At 67.7% G+C, this 22,290-nt stretch carries 23 protein-coding genes and 1 riboswitch; of the genes, 10 read left to right on the top strand and 13 right to left on the bottom strand.

Going from position 1 to position 22,290, the window contains the following annotated elements; genetic code table 11:
* Nucleotides 1-77 precede the first annotated feature (77 nt).
* From ATO3_RS20120 to fabA, 11 genes are all read right to left on the bottom strand, one after another.
* The gene (locus ATO3_RS20120; protein ID WP_088651702.1) at nucleotides 78-359 is read right to left on the bottom strand and encodes an ArsR/SmtB family transcription factor; all 282 of its coding nucleotides are present in this window, start codon (nucleotides 357-359) and stop codon (nucleotides 78-80) included.
* 155 nt (nucleotides 360-514) lie between these two features.
* Nucleotides 515-1,741: a mandelate racemase/muconate lactonizing enzyme family protein gene (locus ATO3_RS20115; RefSeq protein WP_088651701.1), complete on the bottom strand. Its 1,227-nt coding sequence runs from the start codon at nucleotides 1,739-1,741 to the stop codon at nucleotides 515-517.
* A gap of 54 nt (nucleotides 1,742-1,795) precedes the next feature.
* A complete protein-coding gene (locus ATO3_RS20110) occupies nucleotides 1,796-2,926 on the bottom strand; it encodes an alcohol dehydrogenase catalytic domain-containing protein (RefSeq protein ID WP_088651700.1) in 1,131 nt (376 codons plus the stop codon).
* Nucleotides 2,927-3,070: 144 nt separating this feature from the next.
* The gene (locus ATO3_RS20105) at nucleotides 3,071-4,411 is read right to left on the bottom strand and encodes a lyase family protein (protein WP_088651699.1); all 1,341 of its coding nucleotides are present in this window, start codon (nucleotides 4,409-4,411) and stop codon (nucleotides 3,071-3,073) included.
* Nucleotides 4,412-4,438: 27 nt separating this feature from the next.
* The gene (gene pcaD / locus ATO3_RS20100) at nucleotides 4,439-5,227 is read right to left on the bottom strand and encodes a 3-oxoadipate enol-lactonase (protein ID WP_088651698.1); all 789 of its coding nucleotides are present in this window, start codon (nucleotides 5,225-5,227) and stop codon (nucleotides 4,439-4,441) included.
* Nucleotides 5,228-5,337: 110 nt separating this feature from the next.
* A complete protein-coding gene (locus ATO3_RS20095) occupies nucleotides 5,338-6,321 on the bottom strand; it encodes a threonine ammonia-lyase (RefSeq protein WP_088651697.1) in 984 nt (327 codons plus the stop codon).
* Complete coding sequence (locus tag ATO3_RS20090; protein WP_088651696.1) at nucleotides 6,303-7,148, bottom strand: alpha/beta fold hydrolase; 846 nt, start codon at nucleotides 7,146-7,148, stop codon at nucleotides 6,303-6,305. Before ATO3_RS20090 ends, ATO3_RS20095 begins: the two co-directional genes overlap by 19 nt.
* Nucleotides 7,148-7,831, bottom strand: coding sequence for a haloacid dehalogenase type II (locus ATO3_RS20085; protein WP_088651695.1), 684 nt, complete (start codon nucleotides 7,829-7,831; stop codon nucleotides 7,148-7,150). Before ATO3_RS20085 ends, ATO3_RS20090 begins: the two co-directional genes overlap by 1 nt.
* Nucleotides 7,832-8,489: 658 nt before the next feature.
* A complete protein-coding gene (locus ATO3_RS20075) occupies nucleotides 8,490-9,281 on the bottom strand; it encodes an enoyl-ACP reductase FabI (RefSeq protein ID WP_088651693.1) in 792 nt (263 codons plus the stop codon).
* Between the two features lie 5 nt (nucleotides 9,282-9,286).
* Nucleotides 9,287-10,516, bottom strand: coding sequence for a beta-ketoacyl-ACP synthase I (gene fabB, locus ATO3_RS20070; RefSeq protein WP_088651692.1), 1,230 nt, complete (start codon nucleotides 10,514-10,516; stop codon nucleotides 9,287-9,289).
* A 50-nt stretch (nucleotides 10,517-10,566) separates the two neighbouring features.
* A complete protein-coding gene (gene fabA, locus ATO3_RS20065) occupies nucleotides 10,567-11,076 on the bottom strand; it encodes a 3-hydroxyacyl-[acyl-carrier-protein] dehydratase FabA (protein ID WP_088651691.1) in 510 nt (169 codons plus the stop codon).
* A gap of 316 nt (nucleotides 11,077-11,392) precedes the next feature.
* On the opposite strand from fabA, the gene irr reads away from it, so the two are divergent.
* Together irr and ATO3_RS20055 are read left to right on the top strand one after the other, a co-directional pair.
* A complete protein-coding gene (gene irr / locus ATO3_RS20060) occupies nucleotides 11,393-11,785 on the top strand; it encodes a Fur family transcriptional regulator Irr (RefSeq protein WP_198963327.1) in 393 nt (130 codons plus the stop codon).
* A 52-nt stretch (nucleotides 11,786-11,837) separates the two neighbouring features.
* Nucleotides 11,838-13,058 carry a THUMP domain-containing class I SAM-dependent RNA methyltransferase gene (locus ATO3_RS20055; RefSeq protein WP_088651689.1) on the top strand — a complete coding sequence of 407 codons (1,221 nt, stop codon included), beginning with the start codon at nucleotides 11,838-11,840 and terminating at the stop codon, nucleotides 13,056-13,058.
* Nucleotides 13,059-13,260: 202 nt separating this feature from the next.
* On the opposite strand, the gene ATO3_RS20050 is transcribed toward ATO3_RS20055, so the two are convergent.
* Nucleotides 13,261-14,124, bottom strand: a complete 864-nt coding sequence (locus ATO3_RS20050) for a glycosyltransferase family 2 protein (protein ID WP_088651688.1) — start codon at nucleotides 14,122-14,124, stop codon at nucleotides 13,261-13,263.
* 223 nt (nucleotides 14,125-14,347) lie between these two features.
* Here ATO3_RS20050 and miaB point away from each other — a divergent pair, with 223 nt between their 5' ends.
* Complete coding sequence (gene miaB, locus ATO3_RS20045; RefSeq protein WP_088651687.1) at nucleotides 14,348-15,670, top strand: tRNA (N6-isopentenyl adenosine(37)-C2)-methylthiotransferase MiaB; 1,323 nt, start codon at nucleotides 14,348-14,350, stop codon at nucleotides 15,668-15,670.
* Between the two features lie 112 nt (nucleotides 15,671-15,782).
* Here the strand turns inward: miaB and ATO3_RS20040 are convergent, their stop codons facing one another.
* Nucleotides 15,783-16,118, bottom strand: a complete 336-nt coding sequence (locus tag ATO3_RS20040) for a hypothetical protein (RefSeq protein ID WP_143747313.1) — start codon at nucleotides 16,116-16,118, stop codon at nucleotides 15,783-15,785.
* Between the two features lie 488 nt (nucleotides 16,119-16,606).
* Between ATO3_RS20040 and ATO3_RS20035 the strand changes: the two genes are divergently transcribed.
* The 7 genes from ATO3_RS20035 (at nucleotide 16,607) to lnt (ending at nucleotide 22,207) form a co-directional block, all read left to right on the top strand.
* Nucleotides 16,607-17,116, top strand: coding sequence for an OmpA family protein (locus ATO3_RS20035; RefSeq protein WP_088651752.1), 510 nt, complete (start codon nucleotides 16,607-16,609; stop codon nucleotides 17,114-17,116).
* A gap of 11 nt (nucleotides 17,117-17,127) precedes the next feature.
* The gene (locus ATO3_RS20030; protein WP_088651685.1) at nucleotides 17,128-17,421 is read left to right on the top strand and encodes a hypothetical protein; all 294 of its coding nucleotides are present in this window, start codon (nucleotides 17,128-17,130) and stop codon (nucleotides 17,419-17,421) included.
* A 204-nt stretch (nucleotides 17,422-17,625) separates the two neighbouring features.
* Nucleotides 17,626-18,633 carry a PhoH family protein gene (locus ATO3_RS20025; protein WP_233152231.1) on the top strand — a complete coding sequence of 336 codons (1,008 nt, stop codon included), beginning with the start codon at nucleotides 17,626-17,628 and terminating at the stop codon, nucleotides 18,631-18,633.
* A gap of 4 nt (nucleotides 18,634-18,637) precedes the next feature.
* A complete protein-coding gene (locus ATO3_RS20020; RefSeq protein WP_088651683.1) occupies nucleotides 18,638-19,267 on the top strand; it encodes an O-methyltransferase in 630 nt (209 codons plus the stop codon).
* A 5-nt stretch (nucleotides 19,268-19,272) separates the two neighbouring features.
* Entirely contained in the window at nucleotides 19,273-19,785 is a 513-nt protein-coding gene (gene ybeY, locus ATO3_RS20015) for an rRNA maturation RNase YbeY (protein WP_088651682.1), read from the top strand.
* Nucleotides 19,786-19,808: 23 nt separating this feature from the next.
* Nucleotides 19,809-20,690 carry a hemolysin family protein gene (locus ATO3_RS20010; protein WP_088651681.1) on the top strand — a complete coding sequence of 294 codons (882 nt, stop codon included), beginning with the start codon at nucleotides 19,809-19,811 and terminating at the stop codon, nucleotides 20,688-20,690.
* A 2-nt stretch (nucleotides 20,691-20,692) separates the two neighbouring features.
* Nucleotides 20,693-22,207, top strand: coding sequence for an apolipoprotein N-acyltransferase (lnt, locus tag ATO3_RS20005; protein ID WP_088651680.1), 1,515 nt, complete (start codon nucleotides 20,693-20,695; stop codon nucleotides 22,205-22,207).
* Nucleotides 22,208-22,238: 31 nt separating this feature from the next.
* A riboswitch (SAM-SAH riboswitch) is annotated at nucleotides 22,239-22,288 on the top strand.
* Nucleotides 22,289-22,290 lie beyond the last annotated feature (2 nt).

Below are 22,290 nucleotides of genomic sequence, written 5' to 3'. Positions count from 1 at the left end.
AGGGTGGGGTTACACCCCACCGCCTGGCGACGCTGTCGGTATGGAATGCCCGGCATCAGGACCGCCGGATCGGGCGGTCAGGGGGCGCAGAAGATCGAATGCAGCAGGCCGATCACCTGCTTCGTCTTGTCGTCCGCCAGGTCGTAGAAGATCGTCTTTCCGTCCCGCCGCGTCGACACCAGCCCCTCGTCCCGCAGCCGCGCCAGCATCTGGCTCACCGCCGCCTGGCGCATGTCCAGCAACCGTTCCAGTTCGCCCACGGATTTCTCGCCGCCCGCAAGATGACACAGGATCATCAGCCGGCCCTCATGCGCAAGCGTCTTGAGATAGGACGTCGCCGCACTTGCAGCAACGGCCATGTCACCGGGTGTCTCGGGCGAGAGAAGGTCAGAATCTGTCACGGAACGGCACGCGGTCTGGAATTTCGGTTTGCACCATCATGCACGAAAGCCTGCCATGCGGTAACCCCCATGCTGTCACTGCGGATCGGCCGGCCTCGCACGCCCCGGCGCGCTTACTCGGGTGGCGCGCCCCCGGCAAAGGCATTGCCCCGGTCGTAGGAGCAGGGCGCCTCTTGCATCTGCAGATGCAGCGTCTCCCCGGTCCAGGCATGCGCGCGGGCCAGCGCCTCGTCGACCTCGATGCCAAGGCCGGGTCCGGTGGGCACCGGGATGTATCCGTCGTCGACCGTGATCCCGTCGCGGATCAGGGCGGCGTGGAACGGCGTCTCGATCGTCTCGGCCATCAGGATGTTGGGTATCGCCGCCGCCAGCTGGACATTCGCCGCCCATTCCACCGGCCCGGCATAAAGATGCGGCGCCACCTGGGCCGAGAACGCCTCGGCCAGGGCCGCGATCTTGCGCGCCTCCCAGATGCCGCCCGCGCGCCCCAGCGCCGGCTGCAGGATCTCGGCCGCGCCCGCGCGCAGAACCGCGGTGAATTCCGGCAGTGTCGTCAGCCGCTCGCCCGTGGCCACGGGAACGCGCACGCTCCGGGCCACCTGCGCCATGGCGGGGATGTCGTCGGGCGGCACCGGCTCCTCGTACCAGAGCGGAGAGAACGGCTCCAGCGCCTGGCCCAGCCGGATCGCCCCTGCGGTCGAGAACTGGCCATGCGTCCCGAAAAGCAGATCGGCCCGGTCGCCCGCAGCCTCGCGGATCGCGGCGCAGAAGGCCACGGACTGGCCAATGTCCCGCATCGAGGGCATGTGCCCGCCGCGGATCGTGTAGGGACCGGCCGGGTCGAATTTCACCGCCGTATAGCCGCGCGCGACCAGGTCAAGCGCGCTTTCGGCGGCCTGTTCGGCCGAACTCCAGAAGGCCGATATGTCGTGCCGGGGCAGGGGATAGAGGTAGGAATAGGCGCGGATCCGGTCGTTCATCCGCCCGCCGATCAGCGCATGGACCGGACAGTCGCGGTGCTTGCCGAGGATGTCCCAGCAGGCGATCTCCAGCCCCGAGAACCCGCCCATCACCGTCAGGTCCGGCCGCTGGGTGAAGCCCGAGGAATAGGCGCGGCGCTTCATCAGCTCGATATTGGCCGGGTCCTCCTCGGCCATGTGGCGGGCAAAGACGTCGCGGATCACCGCCTCCATCGCCGCGGGGCCGACGCTGGCGGCGTAACATTCGCCCCAGCCGGTGATGCCGCAGGCGGTGGTCAGCTTCACCAGGATCCAGTAGCGCCCGCCCCAGCCCGGCGCGGGCGGGGCGGTGACGATGATGTCGAGATCGGCGAGTTTCATGGCACCTCCTCGGATGCGATCTGATGGTGCCGGAAGCGAGGCCTCAGCCCGGGCTTAGCGGAACAGGATCACGTTGCGCTTCGCGCCGCCACCCTTTGTGTCGGCGATGGCCTCGTTGATCTGCTCCAGCCGCCAGCGGCCCGAGATCAGCTCGTCCAGCTTCAGCCGCCCCTGCTGGTACAGGTCCACCATCCACGGGATATCGCGGCGGATCACCACGTCGCCCATCTTCGAGCCGATGATCTTCTGCCCCGCGAAGGACAGCGTCACCGGCTCATATTCCGCCATCTGTCCGCCGTGGGGCATGCCGATGGCCACGACCTTGCCGCCAAAGCCCATGTAGCGCGGCGCATCCGTGTAGGCCGGGGCAAAGCCCACCGTCACCAGCACCGCGTCGGCGCCGCGCCCCAGCGCTGCCTGCGCCGCGCGCCAGGGTTTCGGCTCGGTCGCCAGAACGCCGTGGGTGGCGCCGAAATCCCGGGCCATGGCGAGCTTTTCCTCGGTCACGTCCACGGCGACGATGCGCCGGGCCCCGGCGATGCGCGCTCCCTGGATCGCATTCAGCCCGACGCCCCCGGCGCCGATCACCACCACGTCCTGCCCGGCGCGCAGCCCGGCGGCATTCACGGCCGCGCCGACGCCGGTGATCACACCGCAGCTCAGCAGGCAGGCGATGTCGAAGGCAAGCCCTTCGGGCAGTTTCACCACCTGCACGGCATCGACAACGACCTTCTCGGCGAAGGCACCGCAATCCATCGCCTGAAAGACCTGCGATCCGTCGGGCAGGGAAAGCGGATGCGTGACATTGTCCTTCGGCGTGGTGCAGATCGTCGGCTGTCCGGTTTCGCAGTTCAGGCAATGGCCGCAGGGCCGGATCAGCGTGACCACCACCGGATCGCCGATCTCCAGCCCCGTCACACCGTCGCCCAGGGCGGTGATCCGCCCCGCCGCCTCGTGCCCGTAGACCGCCGGCAGGTGCCCGCCCCAGGCGCCTTCGGCGAAGGAAATGTCGGAATGGCAGATCGCCACCGCCTCCAGCGTGACCTGCACCTGGCCCGCGCGGGGCGGGGCCAGGACCACCTCCTCGATCGTCATAGGCGCACCGAAGGCCCGGCAGAGCGCGGCGCGGACCGTGGTCGGGCCGGTCGCGGTGTCGGGTACAGGGGAGGGAGAAATGTCGGACATGTCAGGCGCTCCGCTGGGATCTTCCCGGCCAAGGTGAGCGCGCGTTCGCGAGAAGGCAATCCTGAAACAGTCCCGTCCGGTCGGTGGCGGCCGCACCGGCGCGGTTCTTGGGAACGGAAACGGCACGGGCCCGTGCCGCCCCGGTCAATCGCGGCCCGAGGCGGCCCTGGCCGCGCGATCCGCAAAGGCCCGCGCCTCTGCCGGGGCCTGGCCCAGCTGGCCGGCCGGGTCGAAAAGCCCCGGGTCGAGTCCCGGGTGCTGCCGCGCGACGAGGACCGAAAGCGGCTCGTCCGTCTCGGCGGCGGCGCGGCAGAGCGCCTTGACCTCGGCCTGCGCCTCGGGCCGGGGCAGGGTGGCGGCCAGCGCGAAGGACAGCGCCTCGGCCATCATCATCTCGCCCGGGCCGTCGAAGGCACGGACCATGGCTTGCCTGTCCGGTGCGATGCCCCCGGCCAGTCGCGCCCCCGTCTGCGCGGCCGAGGCGGCGCCCAGCACGAGCTGGGGAAGGGCCATCCATTCGGTGAACCACGCCGCGCCGTCGCGCTGAAACCGGTGCATCCCCGCCAATTGCAGCGCCCCGTGCAGCGCCGTGGCCTGCCGCGCCAGGGCCACCAGCACAGAGGGCCCCACCGGGTTCTGTTTCTGCGGCATGGTGGAGGATCCTCCGGCCCCGCCAAGCCGCACCTCGCCCAGGTCGGATTGGGCGTGCAGGGTCAGGTCTTCGCCGATCTTGCCGAAGGCCAGCGTCAGCCGCGCCAGCCAGTCGGCGATCCGCAGGATTGGCGCGCGGTCGGTGTGCCAGCTGCGCCCCGGATCGCCAAGCGCCAGCGCCTGCGCCAGGTCGGCGCGCAGCGCCGCCGCCTCGGGCCCCAGCGCCGCGCCGGTGCCGGCAGCGCCCGACAGCGAAACCAGCAGGCAGCGCTCGCGCAGCGCCGGCAGCTCGTCCAGCAGATCCAGCAGCGGCATGCCCCACGAGGCGACCACGGCGCCGAAGGCAGTGGGCGTGGCGTGCTGGCCATAGGTGCGCGCGGCCATGGGCGTTTCGGCATGGTCGCGGGCCAGCAGCCCCAGCGCCTGCACACAGGCGACGACATCGGCCTCGATCAGGCCGAACGACTGGCGCAGCCGCAGCATCAACCCGGTGTCCGCGATATCCTGCGAGGTCGCGCCCCAATGCACGAAGGCGCGCGCCTCGGGTGCGCCGATCTCGGCCCGGAAGGCACTGACCAGCGCCGGGACGCTGACCCCGTTGGTGCCGGTGGCCTCGGCCAGCGCCGAGGGGTCGATCTGTGCCTCGAGCGCGGCACGGTGGATCTGGGTCGCGGCGGTCTCGGGGATCACCCCGCGCGCGCCCTGGGCCTTGGCCAGGGCCCCTTCGACCAGCAGCATGGCGCGGATTTCGGCGGTGTCGGTGAACAGGCGGCCGACCTCGCCGGTCGGAAACAGGCGGCCGTAGAGGGCGCTGTCGAAGACAGATGCGGGCATTGGATCTCGTTTCGGATGTTCAGGGGATCAGATATGGCCAACTTCATGCAGGAAGGCGTTCAGCACGTTGGCGTATTCCACGGGGGTCTCGACGCAGGGCAGGTGCCCGGCGCCCCGGATCAGGTGAAAGCGCGATCCGGGGATCAGGTCGACCGTCTCGCGCACCAGGTCCGGCGGGGTGGAGCCGTCGTCGGACCCCGCGATGCCCAGGGCGGGCAGGCGCAGCCCGGCGGTTGTGGTGTAGAAATCCGTGCCGCCGATGGCAGCGGCGCAGCCGGCATAGCCCTCGGCCGGTTGCCGGATCAGCATGTTGCGCCAAAGCTGCAGCTCGGGCGTGGCGCGGAAAGCGGGGGAGAACCAGCGCTCCATCACGGTATCGGCCATGGGCTCGATCCCCGAGGCCTCGACGGCGGCGACGCGTTCGTCCCACATGTCCCGGGTGCCGATCTTGGCCCCGGTGTTCGACAGGACCACCGCCCGCACCTGGTCCAGCCGCTTGACGGCCAGCCCCTGCGCGATCATCCCGCCGATCGACAGGCCGACAAAGACCGCGTCGCGCACGCCGAGGTAATCCAGCAGCGCCTCCACGTCCTTGACCAGCGCGCCCATGTGATAGGGCCCGCGCGGCAGCGACGACAGCCCGTGCCCGCGTTTGTCGTAGCGGACGATCTTCAGCCCGGCGGGCAGCATCGGCAGAAGGTCGTCCCAGAGCCGCAGGTCCGTCCCCAGCGAATTGGCAAAGACCACCGGCGGTCCGTTCTCCGGCCCATCGACGCGGTAATGCAGCTGGACATCTCCGAGATCGGCGAGGTTCATGGGTCTTCTCCTTTGCTCCTCTCGGCCCGGATCCCCGAAACGAACCGGGCCGCGCCGCCGTTTTCCTGCGCGAAAACGATCCGGGCCTTCCGCGACGGGCCCCCGAGGGGTCAGGCCTGGTCCAGGCGGTCCAATGCCAGTCGGAACACCTCCGGGTCCACGTTACCACCTGAGGCGACGGCGATCACCTCTTCGCCGTCGATCTCTGTCCCATGGAACAGCGCGGCGGCCAGGGCCACGGCGCCCCCGGGTTCCAGAACGATCTTCAGCCGCAGGAAGGCCAGGGCCATGGCGCGCAACGCCTCCTCCTCGGTGACCACCAGACCGGGGCCACACAGCCGCGACAGGATCGGAAAGGTGATCTGCCCCGGCGCGGGGGTCAGGATCGCATCGCACAGCCCGCCGGCTTCGGCCGCATTGCGCTGGATCGCGCCCGCCTGCAGCGACCGGGCGACATCGTCGAAGCCCTCTGGCTCCACCGGGCGCACCGTCATCTTCGGCGCCTTTGCCTCCAGTGCAAGCGCCACGCCCGAGGTCAGCCCGCCGCCGCCGCAGCAGACCAGCACCTGCGCGCTGTCCGCCACGCCCAGCTCGGCCGCCTGTTCGGCGATCTCGAGCCCGACGCTGGCCTGGCCCGCGATGACCTGCGGTTCGTCATAGGGCCGGATCAGGGTCAGCCCGCGTTCGGCGGCCAGCCGGTCGCCGATCTCTTCCCGGGCCTCGCGGCCGCGGTCATAAAGGACCACCTCGGCGCCAAGCGCCTTCGTGTTCGCGATCTTCAGCGCCGGCGCGTCCGAGGGCATGACGATCACGCTTGGCGCCCCGTGCATCTGCGCCGCCAAGGCCACGCCCTGGGCGTGGTTGCCGCTGGAATATGCCAGAACGCCCTTGGCGCGCAGCCCGGGATCCAGCGCCGAGATCGCCGACCAGGCGCCGCGGAACTTGAAGCTGCCGGTGTGCTGCAGGCATTCGGGTTTGACGAAGACGCGCCGGCCGGCGATCTCGTCCAGGAAGGGAGAAGTCAGGAGAGGCGTCCGCCGGATATGGCCCGAAAGCCGGCCGGCGGCCGCCGAGATCATGTCAATGTCAGACATTCCGCCTCGGCCAGTATGGCCCGGATCACGTCCAGGCTTTGAGGTTCGTCCAGGAATGGCACGTGACCCCGGTCAGGCACCTCGCTGACGATCAGCCCCGGATGCCGCCGGCGCATCTCGGCCACCGTTTCGGGCAGGAGAATGTCCGAATTGGCACCCCGGAGCAAGCCGACCGGCAGGGTTTTCAACGCGTCAAAGAACAGCCACAGGTCCGGTGCCGCCTCGGACGCCGCCTGTTCGAGGATCGCCTGGCGCAGCCTGGGATCGTAGCGCAGGGCGAGGCCCGCGTCGGTTGCGCGGAACTGCGCCTCGGCCTGCTGTCGCCAGACGTCGAAAGGCACGCCGGGGAAGCTGTGGGCATTCTCTGCCTGCATCTGGCGCGCCGCCGCATCAAGGTCCCGGACCTGCGGCGCCTGGCCCAGGTATTCCATGATCCGGGCGATGCCGGCGGGGCCGATCTCGGGTCCGACATCGTTCAGGACAACGCCCGAGAGGGTCTCGGGGTGGCGGGCCGCCATCGCCATGGCGATAAGCCCCCCGCGCGAGGTGCCCAGCAGCGTGACCCGACCCAGACCCAGATGGGCGATCAGGTCCACCGCATCGCGGGCCTCGCGCAGGACGTTGTAATTGTGGGCGTCGGCGTCGAATTCCGACAGGCCCCGGCCGCGATAATCCAGCGTGATGATCTGCACGCCCGGAAGTGCTGCGCGCAGCGGATCGAAATCCCGGCTGTTGCGGGTAAGACCGGCCAGGCACAACAGCGGCGGGCCGGATCCTGTCACTTCGTAATACAGGGTCAATCCGTCGGATGTTCGGAAGGTTGCCATTAATGCGCCGCCAGTTCTGGTATGCCGTTGAGATCGGACAGGACATGGGCCGGGGTCCAGGGTAGCCGGTCAATCGGCTCTCCCGCTCTGTTCACCCAGGCGGTGACAAAGCCGTAGCCAGCCGCAGCCGCCGCGTCCCATCCGTTGGAAGATACGAACAGCACCTCGTCCGGGGTGCCGCCGAATCGCTCGGTCACGAGGTCATAGACCCGCCGGTCCGGTTTGAACACACCCACGCTTTCCACAGACAACAGATCGTCCAGCACCGCGCCCAACCCGGCCGAGGCCACCGCCCCCTTCAGCATCCCCGGAGACCCGTTCGACAGGATCGCCGTGGCCTTGCCCGCCGCTTTCAGTTCGGCCAGCATGCCGGGCACTTCGGGATAGGCCTGCAACTCCCAGTAGAGATCCAGCAGGCGCATGCGCAGGCGCGTGTCGTCAAGGCCTGCGGCCTCCAGCGCCCAGTCCAGCCCGTCCTGGGTGACCTGCCAGAAATCCGCATGCGCCCCGGTGACCGCCCGCAGCCAGGTGTATTGCAGCTGCTTGCTGCGCCAGTCGCGCGCAACCGCTTCCCACCGGTCGGAAAGTATTGAAAACCCTGGCTCTTGTGCCGCCTGCCGCGCTGCGGCCGCCACGTCGAACAGGGTCCCGTATGCATCGAAGATACAGGTCCTGATTGGCATGTCGCCTCCTCCGTCCGCGCAAACTCTGGCACAGCGGTGCGACAGAAGGAAGAGCCACGGCGGTCAAACCAAGAGGAAGGCCCGCCTGCGCGTCGCCGGGAGACGGTTGAATGGCCCAACATCAACACGGCCGGGTTTCACGCAACGGTTGCGCGGCCCCAAGGGTTCAGGCCGATCAGGGCAGGGCAAAAGGGCTTGGTGGGACGAGCCTGACGCGGCCCTGCGGGACCGACGCGGTCCCACGGAGGGACCGTGCCGAATGCGATTGGCAAAGCCGGGGCTTCAGCGACCGATCAGGCCGGACGGGCTGCCGGACATGCCCTGACCCGAGGGTAGGGCAGTCTGGTTCGAGGTGACCGCATCTCCCTTGACCTGATGGGCAATCCACCCGGCAAGGGCCGACACATGATCTGCGGCCCGCCCTGTCAGTCGCGAGACCTTGGGTTGCGAGAGGACCGCGAGGATCATCAGAAAGGCGCAGAAGGTCATCAAAACGCGGGTCAGCCATCTTGCCCATCTTGGGCGCCTCAGGCCCGGGGTCTGAAAATGTCTGGGGTCATTCATCGCTACATAAACATCCGTAATCGTTGTCACGCAGACGCTTAACGATGAAAAGAGGCCGTCACGTGGCAGTTGCGTGACGAATTCTCACCCCCGGTCAAAGATGATCGGGTTGCGGCATGCCCAGTATGTGGAAGCCGCCGTCGACCTTGATGATTTCACCGGTCGTGTAGGCGCCGGCATCGGAAATCAGGTAGACGGCAGTGCCGCCAACGGCTTGCAAAGTCGCGTTCGAGCGCATCGGCGCGTTCTGTTCGCAATGCTTGTAGGTCTTGCGCGCGCCGCCGATCGCCGCGCCGGCCAGGGTCTTCATCGGGCCGGGCGAGATCGCGTTCACGCGGATCCCGTCGGGGCCGAGGTCGTTCGCCAGGTACCGGGTCGCCGATTCGAGCGCGGCCTTGGCCACACCCATCACGTTGTAGTTCGGCACCACCCGCTGCGAGCCCTGGTAGGTCATCGTCAGCAGCGTGCCGCCGTTCTCCTTCATCAGCGGATAGGCGCGGCGCGCGATCTCGACGAAGGAATAGGCCGAGATATCCATGGAATTCTTGAAATTCGCCCGGCTGGTATCGAGGAACCGGCCGGCAAGCTCGGATTTCTCGGAAAAGGCGATGGCATGGACGACGAAGTCGATCGAGGACCATCGCGCCGCCAGCGCGGCAAAGGCCCGGTCGAGCGAGGCATCGTCGGTCACGTCGCAATCGACCATGAAGTCCGACCCGATGGACTGGGCCAGCGGCTCCAGCCGCTTGCCGAAGGCTTCACCCTGGTAGGTGAAGGCCAGCTCGGCCCCGGCCTCGTGGCAGGCGCGGGCCACGCCCCATGCGATGGAGCGGTCATTGGCAACGCCCATGATCAGGCCGCGCTTGCCCTTCAGAAGGTCCGACATGTTTCTTATCCGTCGTATCTGGAAAGGATCATAGATCCGTTGGTGCCGCCAAATCCGAAGGAATTGGTCATGACGCTGTCGAGCCCGGCGTTCTCGATCAGCTTCGTCGCGATCTCGCCCTCTGTCAGCTCGGGGTCCAGCGCATCGACATTGATCGACGGCGCAATGAAGTCATGCTCGAGCATCAGCAGACAGAACACGGCTTCGAGCGCGCCGGCGGCGCCCTGGGCATGGCCGGTCATCGACTTGGTCGACGACACCACGGGGGCAGGGCCGTTGCCGAAGACCCGGCGCACCGCCTCGATCTCGCCCACGTCGCCGACCGGGGTCGAGGTACCATGCGCATTGATGTAGCCGATGGTCCGGTCCTTGTCGAAGGTCGTGAGAGCCCCGCGCATCGCGCGTTCGCCACCCTCGCCCGAGGGGGCCACCATGTCGTGGCCGTCCGACGTCGCGGCATAGCCGGTGACCTCGGCATAGATCTTCGCGCCGCGGGCCTTGGCGTGCTCCAGCTCTTCGAGCACCAGCATGCCACCGCCACCGGAGATGACGAACCCGTCGCGGTCCTTGTCGAAGGCGCGGCTGGCCTTTTCGGGCGTGTCATTGAATTTCGACGACATCGCGCCCATCGCGTCGAAGAGGCAGGACAGGGTCCAGTCGAGCTCTTCCCCGCCACCGGCGAACATGATGTCCTGCTTGCCCATCATGATCTGTTCTGCCGCGTTGCCGATGCAGTGCAGCGAGGTCGAGCAGGCCGAGGTGATGGAATAGTTGATGCCCTTGATCTTGTAGGCGGTCGACAGGTTCGCCGAGATCGTGGACGACATCGCCTTGGGCACCGCGAAGGGGCCGATGCGCTTGGTGGCGCCGGATTTCAGCACCGTCTGATGCGCCTGGAAGATCGCGCTGGTCGAAGGTCCGCCGGAGCCGGCGACAATGCCGGTGCGTTCGTTGACGATATCCGACTGTTCCAGCCCGGCATCCTCGATCGCCTGGCTCATCGCCATGTGGGCATAGGCGGCCCCGGGACCCATGAAACGCAGGGTGCGCTTGTCCACGTGATCCTTGGGATCGACGTCGATGGTCCCCGCGATCCGGCTGCGGAAACCGTGCTCGGCCATCTCGGGGCTGGCCACGATACCGGACCGGCCTTCCTTCAGCGACTGGAGCACGGTGCTCCTGTCGCTCCCGATGGACGACACGATGCCAAGTCCTGTTACGACGACGCGGCGCATTGGGGTCTCCCTTGTCTGGTATGGCCCGAACCGGGCCTGGGCGCGTCGGGCTACTCTCCTGCGGAGAGCCCCACTTTCATGCCCTTGACCGAATAGATCTCTTCTCCGTCGGCCTCAACCCGTCCGTCGGCGACGCCCATCTTCAGCTTGCGGTCGATGACGCGGACCATGTCCACGTAATAGGTCAGCATCTTGCGGTCCGGCGTGACCATCCCGCTCAGCTTCACCTCGCCCACGCCAAGGGCCATGCCCTTGCCGGGCATGCCGCGCCAGCCAAGGTTGAAGCCGGTCAGCTGCCACAGCCCGTCAAGGCCAAGGCAGCCGGGCATGATCGGGTTGCCGGGGAAGTGGCATTCGAAGAACCACAGGTCCGGATGGATGTCGAACTCGGCCACGACATGGCCCTTGCCATGGCTGCCGCCATCGGCGCTGACATCGGTGATGCGATCCATCATCAGCATGGGCGGTTCGGGCAATTGTGCATTCCCCGGGCCGAAAAGTTCGCCACGGGCGCATTTCAGGAGCGCATCCTTGTCGAAGAAGGTGGGAAGGTTCGCCATGCTGGCGCGTCTCCTGCTCGTCTCAATGGTGCATTTCGACCCCTCTATCACCGCCGCCGGATGTCCTGCAAGGCCATGCGGGCCACAGGGACAGAGGCAAAATGTCAGGGCCACTCGGCCGGCTACGCCGCGGTCCTCTCCTGCGGCGGTTTGCGGATCGGGATCCGGGCCTCATTCTGGCCCCTCCATGGCCTGTCCCGGCGTTTTTGCCGGATTCCCATTGAGTTCGGGGCAGGTCAAGCTTTATATAGACCTTTGAATGGACGTCTGGGAGGTCTTGCCCGTGGCACCGGTGGCACAATCCGAGGAAAGAGCGATGACCTGGCTGGGCCAGGCGGGGCTGCGCCCGACGCGGCAACGCGTGGCGCTGGCCGAATTGCTCGTGGGCGACGGGAAGGATCGGCACGTGACGGCCGAAAGCCTGTTCGACTCGGCCAAGGATCGGGGCGTCGCTGTGTCCCTGGCCACCGTCTACAACACGCTGCGCGCCTTCTGCGAGGCAGGATTGCTGCAGGAAGTGACGGTTGACGGCTCCAAGAGCTACTTCGACACCAACACCCATGACCACCCGCATTTCTTCTGGGAGGACGAGGCGCATCTGTTCGACGCGCCGGCCGACCAGCTGGAAATCACCCGCTTGCCGGAAGCGCCCGAAGGGGCCGAGATCGCCTCGGTCGACGTGGTGATCCGCCTGCGTCGCCGCAACTGAGCCGCGCCTGCCCGAATATGACCGGTTCAATTGTCCGGGGCGGGGTCCGCTGATGGCCCGCACCTCGTCGTCGCGACGCCGCAAGAAACGCCCCGCGGGCGAAACCGCCGTCGCCCCGCCGGCGCCGGCCGCCCCGATCCGGCCCGAACCTCCGTTCGACATCTTCCTCGCCGGCCCCCCGGGGCTGGAACACGTGCTGACCGAGGAAACGCGCGCCCTGGGCTTTGCCGACGCGGCCGAGGTGCCGGGCGGCGTGACGCTGCGCGGCGGCTGGCCCGAGGTCTGGCGCGTGAACCTGCTGAGCCGGGGCGCGACGCGCGTGCTTGTCAGGCTGGCCGAGTTCCGGGCCATGCACCTGGCGCAGCTCGACAAGCGGGTGCGGCGGGTGGACTGGATGTCGATCCTGGGCGAGGGGCGGCAGGTGCAGGTGGAAACCGTCTGCCGCAAGTCCAAGATCTATCACGCCGGCGCCGCCACCCAGCGGATCGAGACGGCGATTCGCGAGGCCCTGGGCGAGGCGGCGGGCGGCGGCGAGACGGACAGCCGCGCGCCGAAGCTGAAGATCATGGCGCGGATCGAGGACGATCTCTGCACCCTCAGCCTCGACACCTCCGGCGCGCCGCTGCACATGCGCGGGACCAAGCAGGCCGTCGGCAAGGCGCCCCTGCGCGAGACGCTTGCCGCGTTGTTCCTGCGCCAGTGCGGCTATGACGGCCGCGAGCCGGTCTATGACCCCATGTGCGGCTCGGGCACCTTCCCGCTGGAAGCGGCCGAGATCGCCCTGGGCCTTGCCCCGGGCCGCAGCCGCGGTTTCGCCTTCGAGAGCCTGCCGGATTTCGACCCCGGGATCTGGGCCGCGATGCGCGCGGCAGCCGGGCAGGGGGCGCGTCCCGATTTCCGGTTTGGCGGCTCGGACCGGGATCCGGGCGCCGTGTCGATGGCTGCGGAGAATGCCGCGCGGGCGGGGCTGGACGGGCTGGTGTCCTTCCGCCAGTGCCCGGTGTCCGAGGCCGCGCCGCCCGATGGCCCGCCGGGGCTGGTGATGATCAACCCGCCCTATGGCGCGCGGATCGGCGACCGGAAGCTGCTCTTCGGACTGTACGGTGCCTTGGGCGAGGGGTTGAAGACCCGGTTCCGGGGCTGGCGCGTCGGGCTGGTGACGACCGATGGCGGGTTGGCGAAGGCGACGGGCCTGCCCTGGCTGCCCACCGGCGTGCAGGTGCCTCACGGCGGGTTGAAGATCCGGCTGTATCGGACTGACCCGCTGCCCTGAACCGGCCCTGGCCGCTGCGCGCAAGGGCGGCGGCGCAGCGGGGTGGGTCGGGCGGGAGCGTAGCCGCCGCCCGGCCGGCTGGCTTGTGATTGGAGGGTGCCGTGCGGAAGGGCCGGACTGCCCCGGCGAACCTCCCACCCGCCCACCCCGGTTTCCGGGGCAGTCCGGCGCGCGGGGACCCGTCAGCGGTCGCGCAGCCCGCTCAGAACCACTGCCCGGGTTCCATCAGCCCAAGGTCCAGCAATTGCCGCGACTGCCAGTTGAAGGGCACCGAGTTGTGCCAGTGGAACGTCGTGATGTCGAACGTCGACCCGGGGTTGCGCTTCAGCGCCTTCGCGGTCCGGAAGGAACAGATCGCCGCCGTCAGGTTGTGATGCCAGGGACAGGCGTAGGTGTTGTATTCCTCGTCGTCGAAGGTGTGATCGCCGCGCAGCGACAGGCCCGGCTTCGACCGGAACAGCCCGACCCGGTCGATCCGCCGGCTTGTCCTGGGCACGTGTTCCTCGAACCGCCAGCGCAGCCCGCCGAAGAAATCCAGCTGCCGTTCCAGGGCGAAACCGCTGTCCGGATCCAGCCGGGCGAGCGCATAATACCCCGTGCGGTCCAGATGCGCCCGGTCGAGCGAGACCGCCGAAGGATGGGCCTTCAGGTCGTCGGCATAGAGATCCACCACGTAGGTCAGCATCGCATCGCGCCGCTCTTCGGTATGAAAGCTCAGCATCTCGCCCACGCTGCGGGTCTCGGAGAACGGGTAATAGAGGTACTCGGCGTTGTAGCAGTAATACATCCACAGCCCCGGCGCCGCGGCGATCATGCGGTTCACGGTGTCGGGCACCACGTCCCGCCGCACCGTGTCCAGCCGCACGCGGTGGATCTGCTCCACCAGGTCGGGGGCCGAGGGGTAGTCGTCGGGCATGAAGGCGACGATGGTGCGAAAGCCGCAGTCGCGGTGGTGGCGCAGCGTGGTGTCGATCTCCACCTCGTCTTCCACGAAGATCATCGCCAGCGGGCCGACCGCCCAGCGATCCGGCTTATTCAGGAAATCCTCGAACGACCCGTAGTACAAAACCTGCTCCGTCTCTCGTCGCGGGCCGCCCGGCCCGGCGGCGCCATACCCAGTGCCATACCCCGTGCTGATGGCCAAGGCGTGACCGCCCGCCGCGCGACAAGGGTGCGTTTCGGGACGGCCCGGCCGCCGGCGAGCGTCCGACAATCCGCCGCGCATTGCAAGATCACGCGCCATGCGGTAGTCAGCCCCTCGTTTTCCCGACAATCCGGAACCGCGCCCCATGTCCGCTCCGAAGAAGCTCTATATCAAGACCTATGGCTGTCAGATGAACGTCTACGACAGCGAACGCATGGCCGAGGCGCTGGGTGGCCAGGGCTATGTCGAGACCGCGACGCCCGACGATGCGGACATGATCCTGCTCAACACCTGCCATATCCGCGAGAAGGCGGCCGAGAAGGTCTATTCCGAACTGGGCCGCTTCAAGGGGCTCAAGGCCGAACGCCCGGATCTCAAGATCGGCGTGGCCGGCTGTGTCGCCCAGGCCGAGGGCGAGGAGATCATGCGGCGTCAGCCGATGGTCGACCTGGTCGTCGGCCCGCAAAGCTATCACCGCCTGCCCGAGCTGGAAGCGAAGGCGCGCGGCGGCGAGAAGGCGCTGGATACGGATTTCCCCGAAGAGGACAAGTTCGAGCATCTCAAGGGCCGCGCCAAGGCCAGGCGCGGACCGACCGCCTTCCTCACCGTGCAGGAAGGCTGTGACAAGTTCTGCGCCTTCTGCGTGGTGCCCTATACACGGGGTGCCGAGGTCTCGCGCCCCGTTGCCCGCGTGGTGACCGAGGCGCGCGACCTGGTCGAGCGTGGCGTGCGCGAGATCACCCTGCTGGGCCAGAACGTGAATGCCTACCATGGCGAAGGTCCGCAGGGGGGCGACTGGACGCTGGCGCAGCTGATCCGAGAGCTGGCCGAGATCGACGAACTCAAGCGCATCCGCTTCACCACCTCGCATCCCAACGACATGGAAGACGACCTGATCGCCGCCCATGGCGATTGCGAGAAGCTGATGCCCTACCTGCACCTGCCGGTGCAATCGGGCAGCGATTTTATCCTCAAGCGCATGAACCGCAGCCACACGGCCGAAAGCTATATCCGCCTGATCGAGCGCATCCGCGCGGCGCGCCCCGACATCCTTCTGTCGGGCGATTTCATCGTCGGTTTCCCCGAAGAGACCGAGGCGCATTTCCAGGAGACGATGGCTCTGATCGAGACGGTGGGCTACGGCTCGGCCTTCTCGTTCAAGTATTCCACCCGTCCGGGCACCCCGGCGGCGGAACGCGCGCAGGTCGATCCGGCCGAGGCCGACGACCGGCTGCAGCGTCTTCAGGCGCTGATCACCAGGCAGCAGCGCGCGGCGCAGGACGCGATGGTCGGCCGCGAGGTCGGGGTTCTGTTCGAAAAGGCGGGGCGGAACCCGGGGCAGATGGTCGGCAAGTCCGATCACCTTCATGCGGTTCACGTGACCACGGACAAGGTCTCTGTCGGTGATCTGGCCCGGGTGCGGATCACCGCGTCGGGCCCCAATTCGCTCGCAGGCGAATTGGTCTGATCCGGCGCCCCGGCATGGTCCGGGGCGAGGCGGGCGCATCCTGTGCACCTGGTCCGATGCGTCCGGACCCGGCGTTCATGACCCGGGCCTCTTTGCACAGGTAAGTGCCGCCTCAGCGCGTGACGGGGGTGGTGGCCATCAGCTGCTGCAGGCGCTGGGTCATGTAGCCCGGGTTGTTCACGCCATATTCGTCACGGCAGACGGTCTGCGCGATCGCGTAGGCCTGCGGATACTCGTATCCGATCCGCACGAGGTCATCGACGAAGACCGCGTTGGGGCGGTCCCAGACCACGGCATCGACCAGCCCGCGGAAGCAGGAAATCGTGATCTGGTTCGGCGCGGTGCCGGGACGTGTCGGGTAATCCAGCGCAGCGGCCCCGAGCGGGATCATCGAAGCCAGGGCCATCCCGAGAAGGCCGCGCGACATGTGGCGAGAAATGGAGGTCATATTGGTATCCTGCAATTTGACGGTAAATCCTGTCTGGCCGCGCCTGGCCACGCCGTCCAGATTTCCGGGTCAGCAATAGTTAACTCTGGCGGCGAAGACCAAGCACCTGGCCCATACGCGCGGGCGATGACCGGAGATGTGCCACAATTATGGCGCAATCTGTGGATTGTGCGCCTCGGGGAAACGCATAAATGTGCGGCGGCCGAAATGTCGCGCTTTGCCTCTTCGGGATCCGCCGCGCCCAAGTTTTCAAAGGCGCGATTCGCCTGGCCGGGCTGCGGCAGGGGTCGTGCCGGCATTATGCCTGCGCGAGGTCTTCCCGGAATTTCTTCACAATCCCTTGGGCTTTGCTTAACCTTGCGTGAGAACAGCGAAGGTCGCGGCCCCGGCCGCGTCCGGCAGAATAATAGAACGAGGGAAGAACAAGCGTGTTTGATCGGATCGGAGCCCGGGTAGCGGGTTTGGCGCTGGTCGGGGCCCTGGCCGCGATGCAGATCATCGCGGCGCCCCACGCCGTGTCGGCTCAGGCAACCGTGTCCGGAGAGCGATACGTGCCGGGCATCTGGGTCGATCCCGACGGCTGCGAGCATTGGGTGATGGACGACGGGGCCGAGGGCTACATGTCGCCCCACGTGAACCGCCAGGGCATCCCGGTCTGCCGCCGGGGCAACCTCTGCGGCGTGCTGAACACGGATCAGTTCTTCTCGACCGACAGTTCCCATGTCAGCCCCGCCGGCAAGCAGCGCCTGGCCGAGTTCTTCACGCAATCCTCGGCCACGGCCTTCATCATCATCGGTCATACCGATGCGCGCGCCTCGGACGAGTACAATCTTCGCCTGTCGGAACGGCGCGCCAATTCGGTGGCCAAGGTCGCCGCCTCCACCGGGGCGCGGATCTCCGACGTGCGTGGCTACGGCGAACGGATGCCGGTGGCTTCCAACACCACCCGCGACGGCATGGCCAGAAACCGCCGCGTCGAAATCATCTGCATCCAGTGAGGGGCCCCCGAATGACATTCTCCAGGATCATCGTCCCCCTCGCGATCGTCACCGGGCTGACCGCCTGCGTGGGCGAGGACAAGAGCTACGACGGTTTCATCGACCGCAAGAGCCTGTCCACGCTCGAGGCGGGCATCTGGGTCGACCCCAACGGCTGCGACCACTGGATCATCGACGACGGGCTCGAAGGCTATCTGTCCCAGCGGCTCGACAAGTACGGCAAGCCCGTCTGCTCGGGTATTGCCCCGCCCAACACCGCGACCGGCAATTTCAAGGGCGGCTCGGGGGTTCCGGACCTGCTCTGACACACGGGGGCACCGGGCGCTGCCTTCCCTTGCGTCATGCACCGGGAACGGCCGCAGACGGCACGATCCCGCCGGACAAGTCGGCACAGGTCGCCCAATGGGGCGGCCCTTTTGTTGCAATCGCGTGAATTTTCGCCACGCTGCGCTTGCACGGTCCCCCGGATCTTGGCACGGTCGATCATGAGATCTGACAAGGAGACCGGATTGGCCATAGGCGCCCTGACCCCGCCCCTTTCCGAAAGCGCCCCACGCGGGGTGCGCATCGATTTCCCTGACAACCGTCTGCTCATAGACCTGTGTGGCGAGTTCGACCGCAACCTGGCGGATGTCGAACAGAAGCTTGGCGTGCAGATCATCCGCGTCGGCAACGCGCTGGCGATCCACGGCGAGGACGGTGCGATGGAACGTGCCGCCCACGTTCTGCAGGCGCTCTATCAGCGGCTGGAGGCCGGCAAGAGCGTCGAGGCCGGCGATATCGACCGCGAGATCCGCATGAACACGGTCGAGGAGGAAGAGACCTCCGGTGACCAGTTGGAGATGTTCCAGGGCGGCACGATCGAGATCAAGACCCGCAAGAAGCTGGTCGAGCCGCGCACCGACGCGCAGAAGGCCTATGTGCAGTCGCTGTACGAGAACGAACTGGCCTTCGGCATTGGTCCGGCCGGCACCGGCAAGACCTACCTCGCCGTCGCCGTGGGCGTGAACATGTTCATCCAGGGCCATGTCGACAAGATCATCCTCTGCCGCCCCGCCGTCGAGGCGGGCGAACGTCTGGGCTTTCTGCCCGGCACCCAGGAGGAAAAGGTCGATCCCTACATGCAGCCGCTCTATGACGCGCTGAACGATTTCCTGCCCGGCAAGCAGCTGCAGAAGCTGCGCGAGGAAAAGCAGATCGAGATCGCGCCGCTGGCTTTCATGCGCGGCCGGACGCTGGCCAATGCCTTCGTGGTGCTGGACGAGGCGCAGAACGCCACGGCGATGCAGATGAAGATGTTCCTGACCCGCCTCGGCGAGGGCTCGCGCATGGTCATCACCGGCGACCGCAGCCAGGTCGACCTGCCGCGCGGTGTGCCCTCGGGGCTGGCCGACGCGGAACGGCTGCTGAAGTCGATCCCCAAGATCTCGTTCAACTATTTCACGGCCAAGGACGTGGTGCGCCATCCGCTGGTCGCGGCGATCATCGAAGCCTACGAGGCCGATGAAACCGCCTGAACCGATGTGGCTCCCCCGGGATCCCGCCATCGCCGCGGAACTGTCGCGGCTGCATGCCGCCTCGCGCGCGTCGGACGAGGCGCGCGAGGCGCGGGGCGGGTTCCTGCCGGAAGAGGACACCGACGACATCGTGCGCCTGGGATCCGAATACCTGGCCGTGTCGCCGGAAGAGGGGCGGCTGCTTTACATGCTGGCGCGCGGGGCGCAGGCCCGGCGGGTGGTGGAATTCGGCGCCTCCTTCGGGCTGTCGACGCTTTACCTGGCCGCCGCGCTGCGCGAGACGGGCGGTCAGCTTTTCACGACCGAGGTGCATCCCGAAAAGTGCCGTGCCCTGCGCGAGAGCTTTGACCGCGCCGGGGTGGGGGACATCGTGACCCTACTGGAAGGCGACGCGCGCGAGACGCTGATAACGGTGGAGGGCCCGCTGGACATGGTGCTGCTCGACGGCTGGAAAAGCATGTACCTGCCGGTGCTGCACCTGCTGTCGCCAAGGCTGCGCGCAGGCGCCCTGGTCGCCGCCGACAACATCCGGCTGGACGCCTCGCAACCCTATCTTGCCCATGTTTCCGATCCTGCCTCGGGCTTTCTCACGCGGGAGCTGGACGACATGGCGCTGAGCCTGAAGCTGGACTGACCGACATGCCGGTGGAGACGATCACCGAGGACAGCCGCTGGGAGGCGCTGGACCTCGAGGCCCTGGCGGACCGGGCGGCCGATGCGGCGCTGACCCGTCTGGGTCTCGCCCCGGAGGCGGCAGAGATATCCCTGCTGGCCTGCGACGACGCCCGCATCGCCGTGCTGAACGCCGAGTTCCGGGGCAAGCCCGCGCCGACCAACGTGCTCAGCTGGCCGGCCGAGGACCTGTCGCCCGACACGCCCGGCGGCGATCCGCTGACGCCCGAACCCGATCCCGGGGGGGATCTGACGCTTGGGGATATCGCCATCGCATGGGACACCTGCGCCCGCGAAGCCAGTGCCGCGGGCAAGCCAATGGCGGACCATGTGACGCATCTGGTGGTTCACGGAGTGTTGCATCTTCTGGGCTATGACCACGTCGACGATGCGGATGCGGCCCGGATGGAGGCGCTCGAGGTGGAGATCCTCTCTGGACTGGGGCTGGAAAATCCATATATCGTCGCAAATGGGTCCTGATGGCCCGGTTTGAGATAGGAAAAATGGGCGATATCGACGGTTCGTCTGGCGCAGCGCAGCGCGCGCACGAGGACGACGAGGAAAGTACCGGTCAGGGTGGGTTTTTTGGCCGGATAGTTGGGGTGCTGAGCCCCGGAGCTGCCGTGAATGGCCACGATGAGGCCGAGATCACCGCACCCGAACCTCCAAGACATGGGATGATGAACCTGCGCCGCATGCGGGTGGAAGACGTGGCGATCCCGTCTGCCGACATCGTCGCGGTGCCCGATACGGTCACCGCCGATGAACTGGTCGAGGTTTTCCGCGAGAGCGGCATGACCCGAATCCCCGTCTACGAGGGCACCCTGGATACGCCGGTGGGCTTCGTTCACCTGAAGGATTTCGCCCTGACACACGGGTTCAACGGCAAGAACACGCCGTTCGACTTGCATTCGATGCTGCGCGATCTGCTCTTTGTGCCGCCCTCGATGCCGATCGGGGTTCTGCTGACCAAGATGCAGGCCGAACGCCGCCACATGGCGCTGGTGATCGACGAATACGGCGGGGTCGACGGGCTTGTCACGATCGAGGACCTGCTCGAACAGGTCGTGGGCGAGATCGAGGACGAGCACGACACCGACGAGGACCGCACCTGGGTGCAGGAGAAACCCGGCGTCTACCTGGCTCTGGCCAAGACCCCGCTCGACGAATTCGAGGAAGAGATCGGCCGCTCGCTCACCGACAGCGAAGAGGTGGACGAGGAAGAGATCGACACGCTTGGCGGTCTGGTCATCATGATTTCGGGCCGGGTGCCGGCGCGCGGCGAGGTGGTGGAACATCCCGACGGCGCCGAGTTCGAGGTGGTCGATGCCGACCCGCGCCGGATCAAGCGCCTGCGCGTGCGCCTGCCGGACGACAGCCACTGAACATGTACCCCGCCGCTTTCCTGGCGCGCTGGCCGGCCTGGGCGCAGATGCTGCTTGCCGCCGGGCTTGGCGCCGTGTCGGGGTTCGGGCTGGAGCCCTACGGGCTCTGGATCGTGACGCTGGCGGGCTGGGCATTGCTGCCGGTGCTGCTGACCGCGGCGGGCACGGCCGGGCGCGCCGCCTGCATCGGCTGGGCCTTTGCGACCGGCTTCCTGGCACACGGGCTGATGTGGATCGTCGAGCCCTTCCTGGTGGATATCGAACGCCATGGCTGGATGGCGCCCTTCGCGCTAATCTTCATGGCCGGCGGGCTGGCGCTGTTCTGGGCGGCGGGTGCCTGGGCCGCGCACCGGCTGGCCGGGACGGCGCTGCGGCGCGGCCTGCTGCTGGTCCCTTGCCTGGGGCTGGCCGAATTCGGCCGGGCCTACCTTATGACGGGGTTTCCCTGGGCGGCGCCCGCGCAGACGCTGGTCGACAGTCCGATGTTGCCGCTGCTGGCCTGGATCGGGCCGCATGGGCTGGGCCTGCTGGCGCTGGCCGCGTCCTTCGGGGTGGGGCTGTGGATCCTGCACCGTGACCGTCCCGCGCTGCTGGTGCCGCTGGCGCTGTTGCTGGGGCTGACCGTTGCGGCGCAGCTTTCACGGCCCGGGATCGGGTCGACCGGTCATCTGGTCCGGGTGATCCAGCCCAATGCGCCACAGCACCAGAAATGGGATCCCGAGTTCATCCCCGTCTTCTTCCAGCGCCAGCTGGAGCTGAGCGCGGCGGGCGAGCGGCCCGACCTGATCGTCTGGCCGGAAAGCGCCATCGCCCCCGTGCACGAGCGGGCCGGCCCCTGGTACGAGGCCATATCCGCCGCCGCGGGCGACGCGCAGGTAGCGCTTGGCATCCGCCGCTACGAGGATGGGCGGCTTTACAACGCGCTTGTCCGGCTGGACCGGGGCGGCCTTGCGACGGGCGTCTACGACAAGCATCACCTGGTGCCCTTCGGCGAGTACATCCCGCTGGGCGGCCTGGCCAAGCGGGTCGGGATCCAGGGGCTCGCGGCCGAGGATGGCGACGGCTACAGCTCCGGCCCCGGACCGGCGCTGATGGATTTCGGCCCGCTGGGCCGGGCGCTGCCGCTGATCTGTTACGAGGCGGTGTTTCCCCAGGACGTGAACGGTGCCCCGGGGCGGGCGGCCTTCCTACTGCAGGTCACCAACGACGCCTGGTTCGGCCAGCGCGTCGGCCCCTACCAGCACCTGGCCCAGGCCCGGATGCGCGCGGTCGAACAGGGCCTGCCCATGCTGCGTGCCGCCAATACCGGCATTTCGGCCATCATCGCCCCCGACGGCCGCATCCTCGACAGCCTCGGACTGGGCAAGACCGGCTATGTCCAGGCGGCCCTTCCCGCGCCCCTGCCGCCCACGCTCTATGCGCGCAGCGGCGATCTGCCCTGGCTGATCGTGACACTTCTGCTGCTGGGATGGGCGCTTTCCCCGGGATCACGAAAGATCGAGACACTTTCCGATTGACCAGCCCCTCCGGGCGGCATAGGCCAATCGAGCACCGTCACAACGGCTTCCTGGCGTGACGGACAGACACTCAATGGAGCACC

The organism is Marinibacterium profundimaris (assembly GCF_002210095.1).
GTDB classification, from domain to species: domain Bacteria; phylum Pseudomonadota; class Alphaproteobacteria; order Rhodobacterales; family Rhodobacteraceae; genus Marinibacterium; species Marinibacterium profundimaris.
Note: the sequence above shows the minus strand (reverse complement) of the source record. Positions and strands in the feature narration are given on the sequence as shown.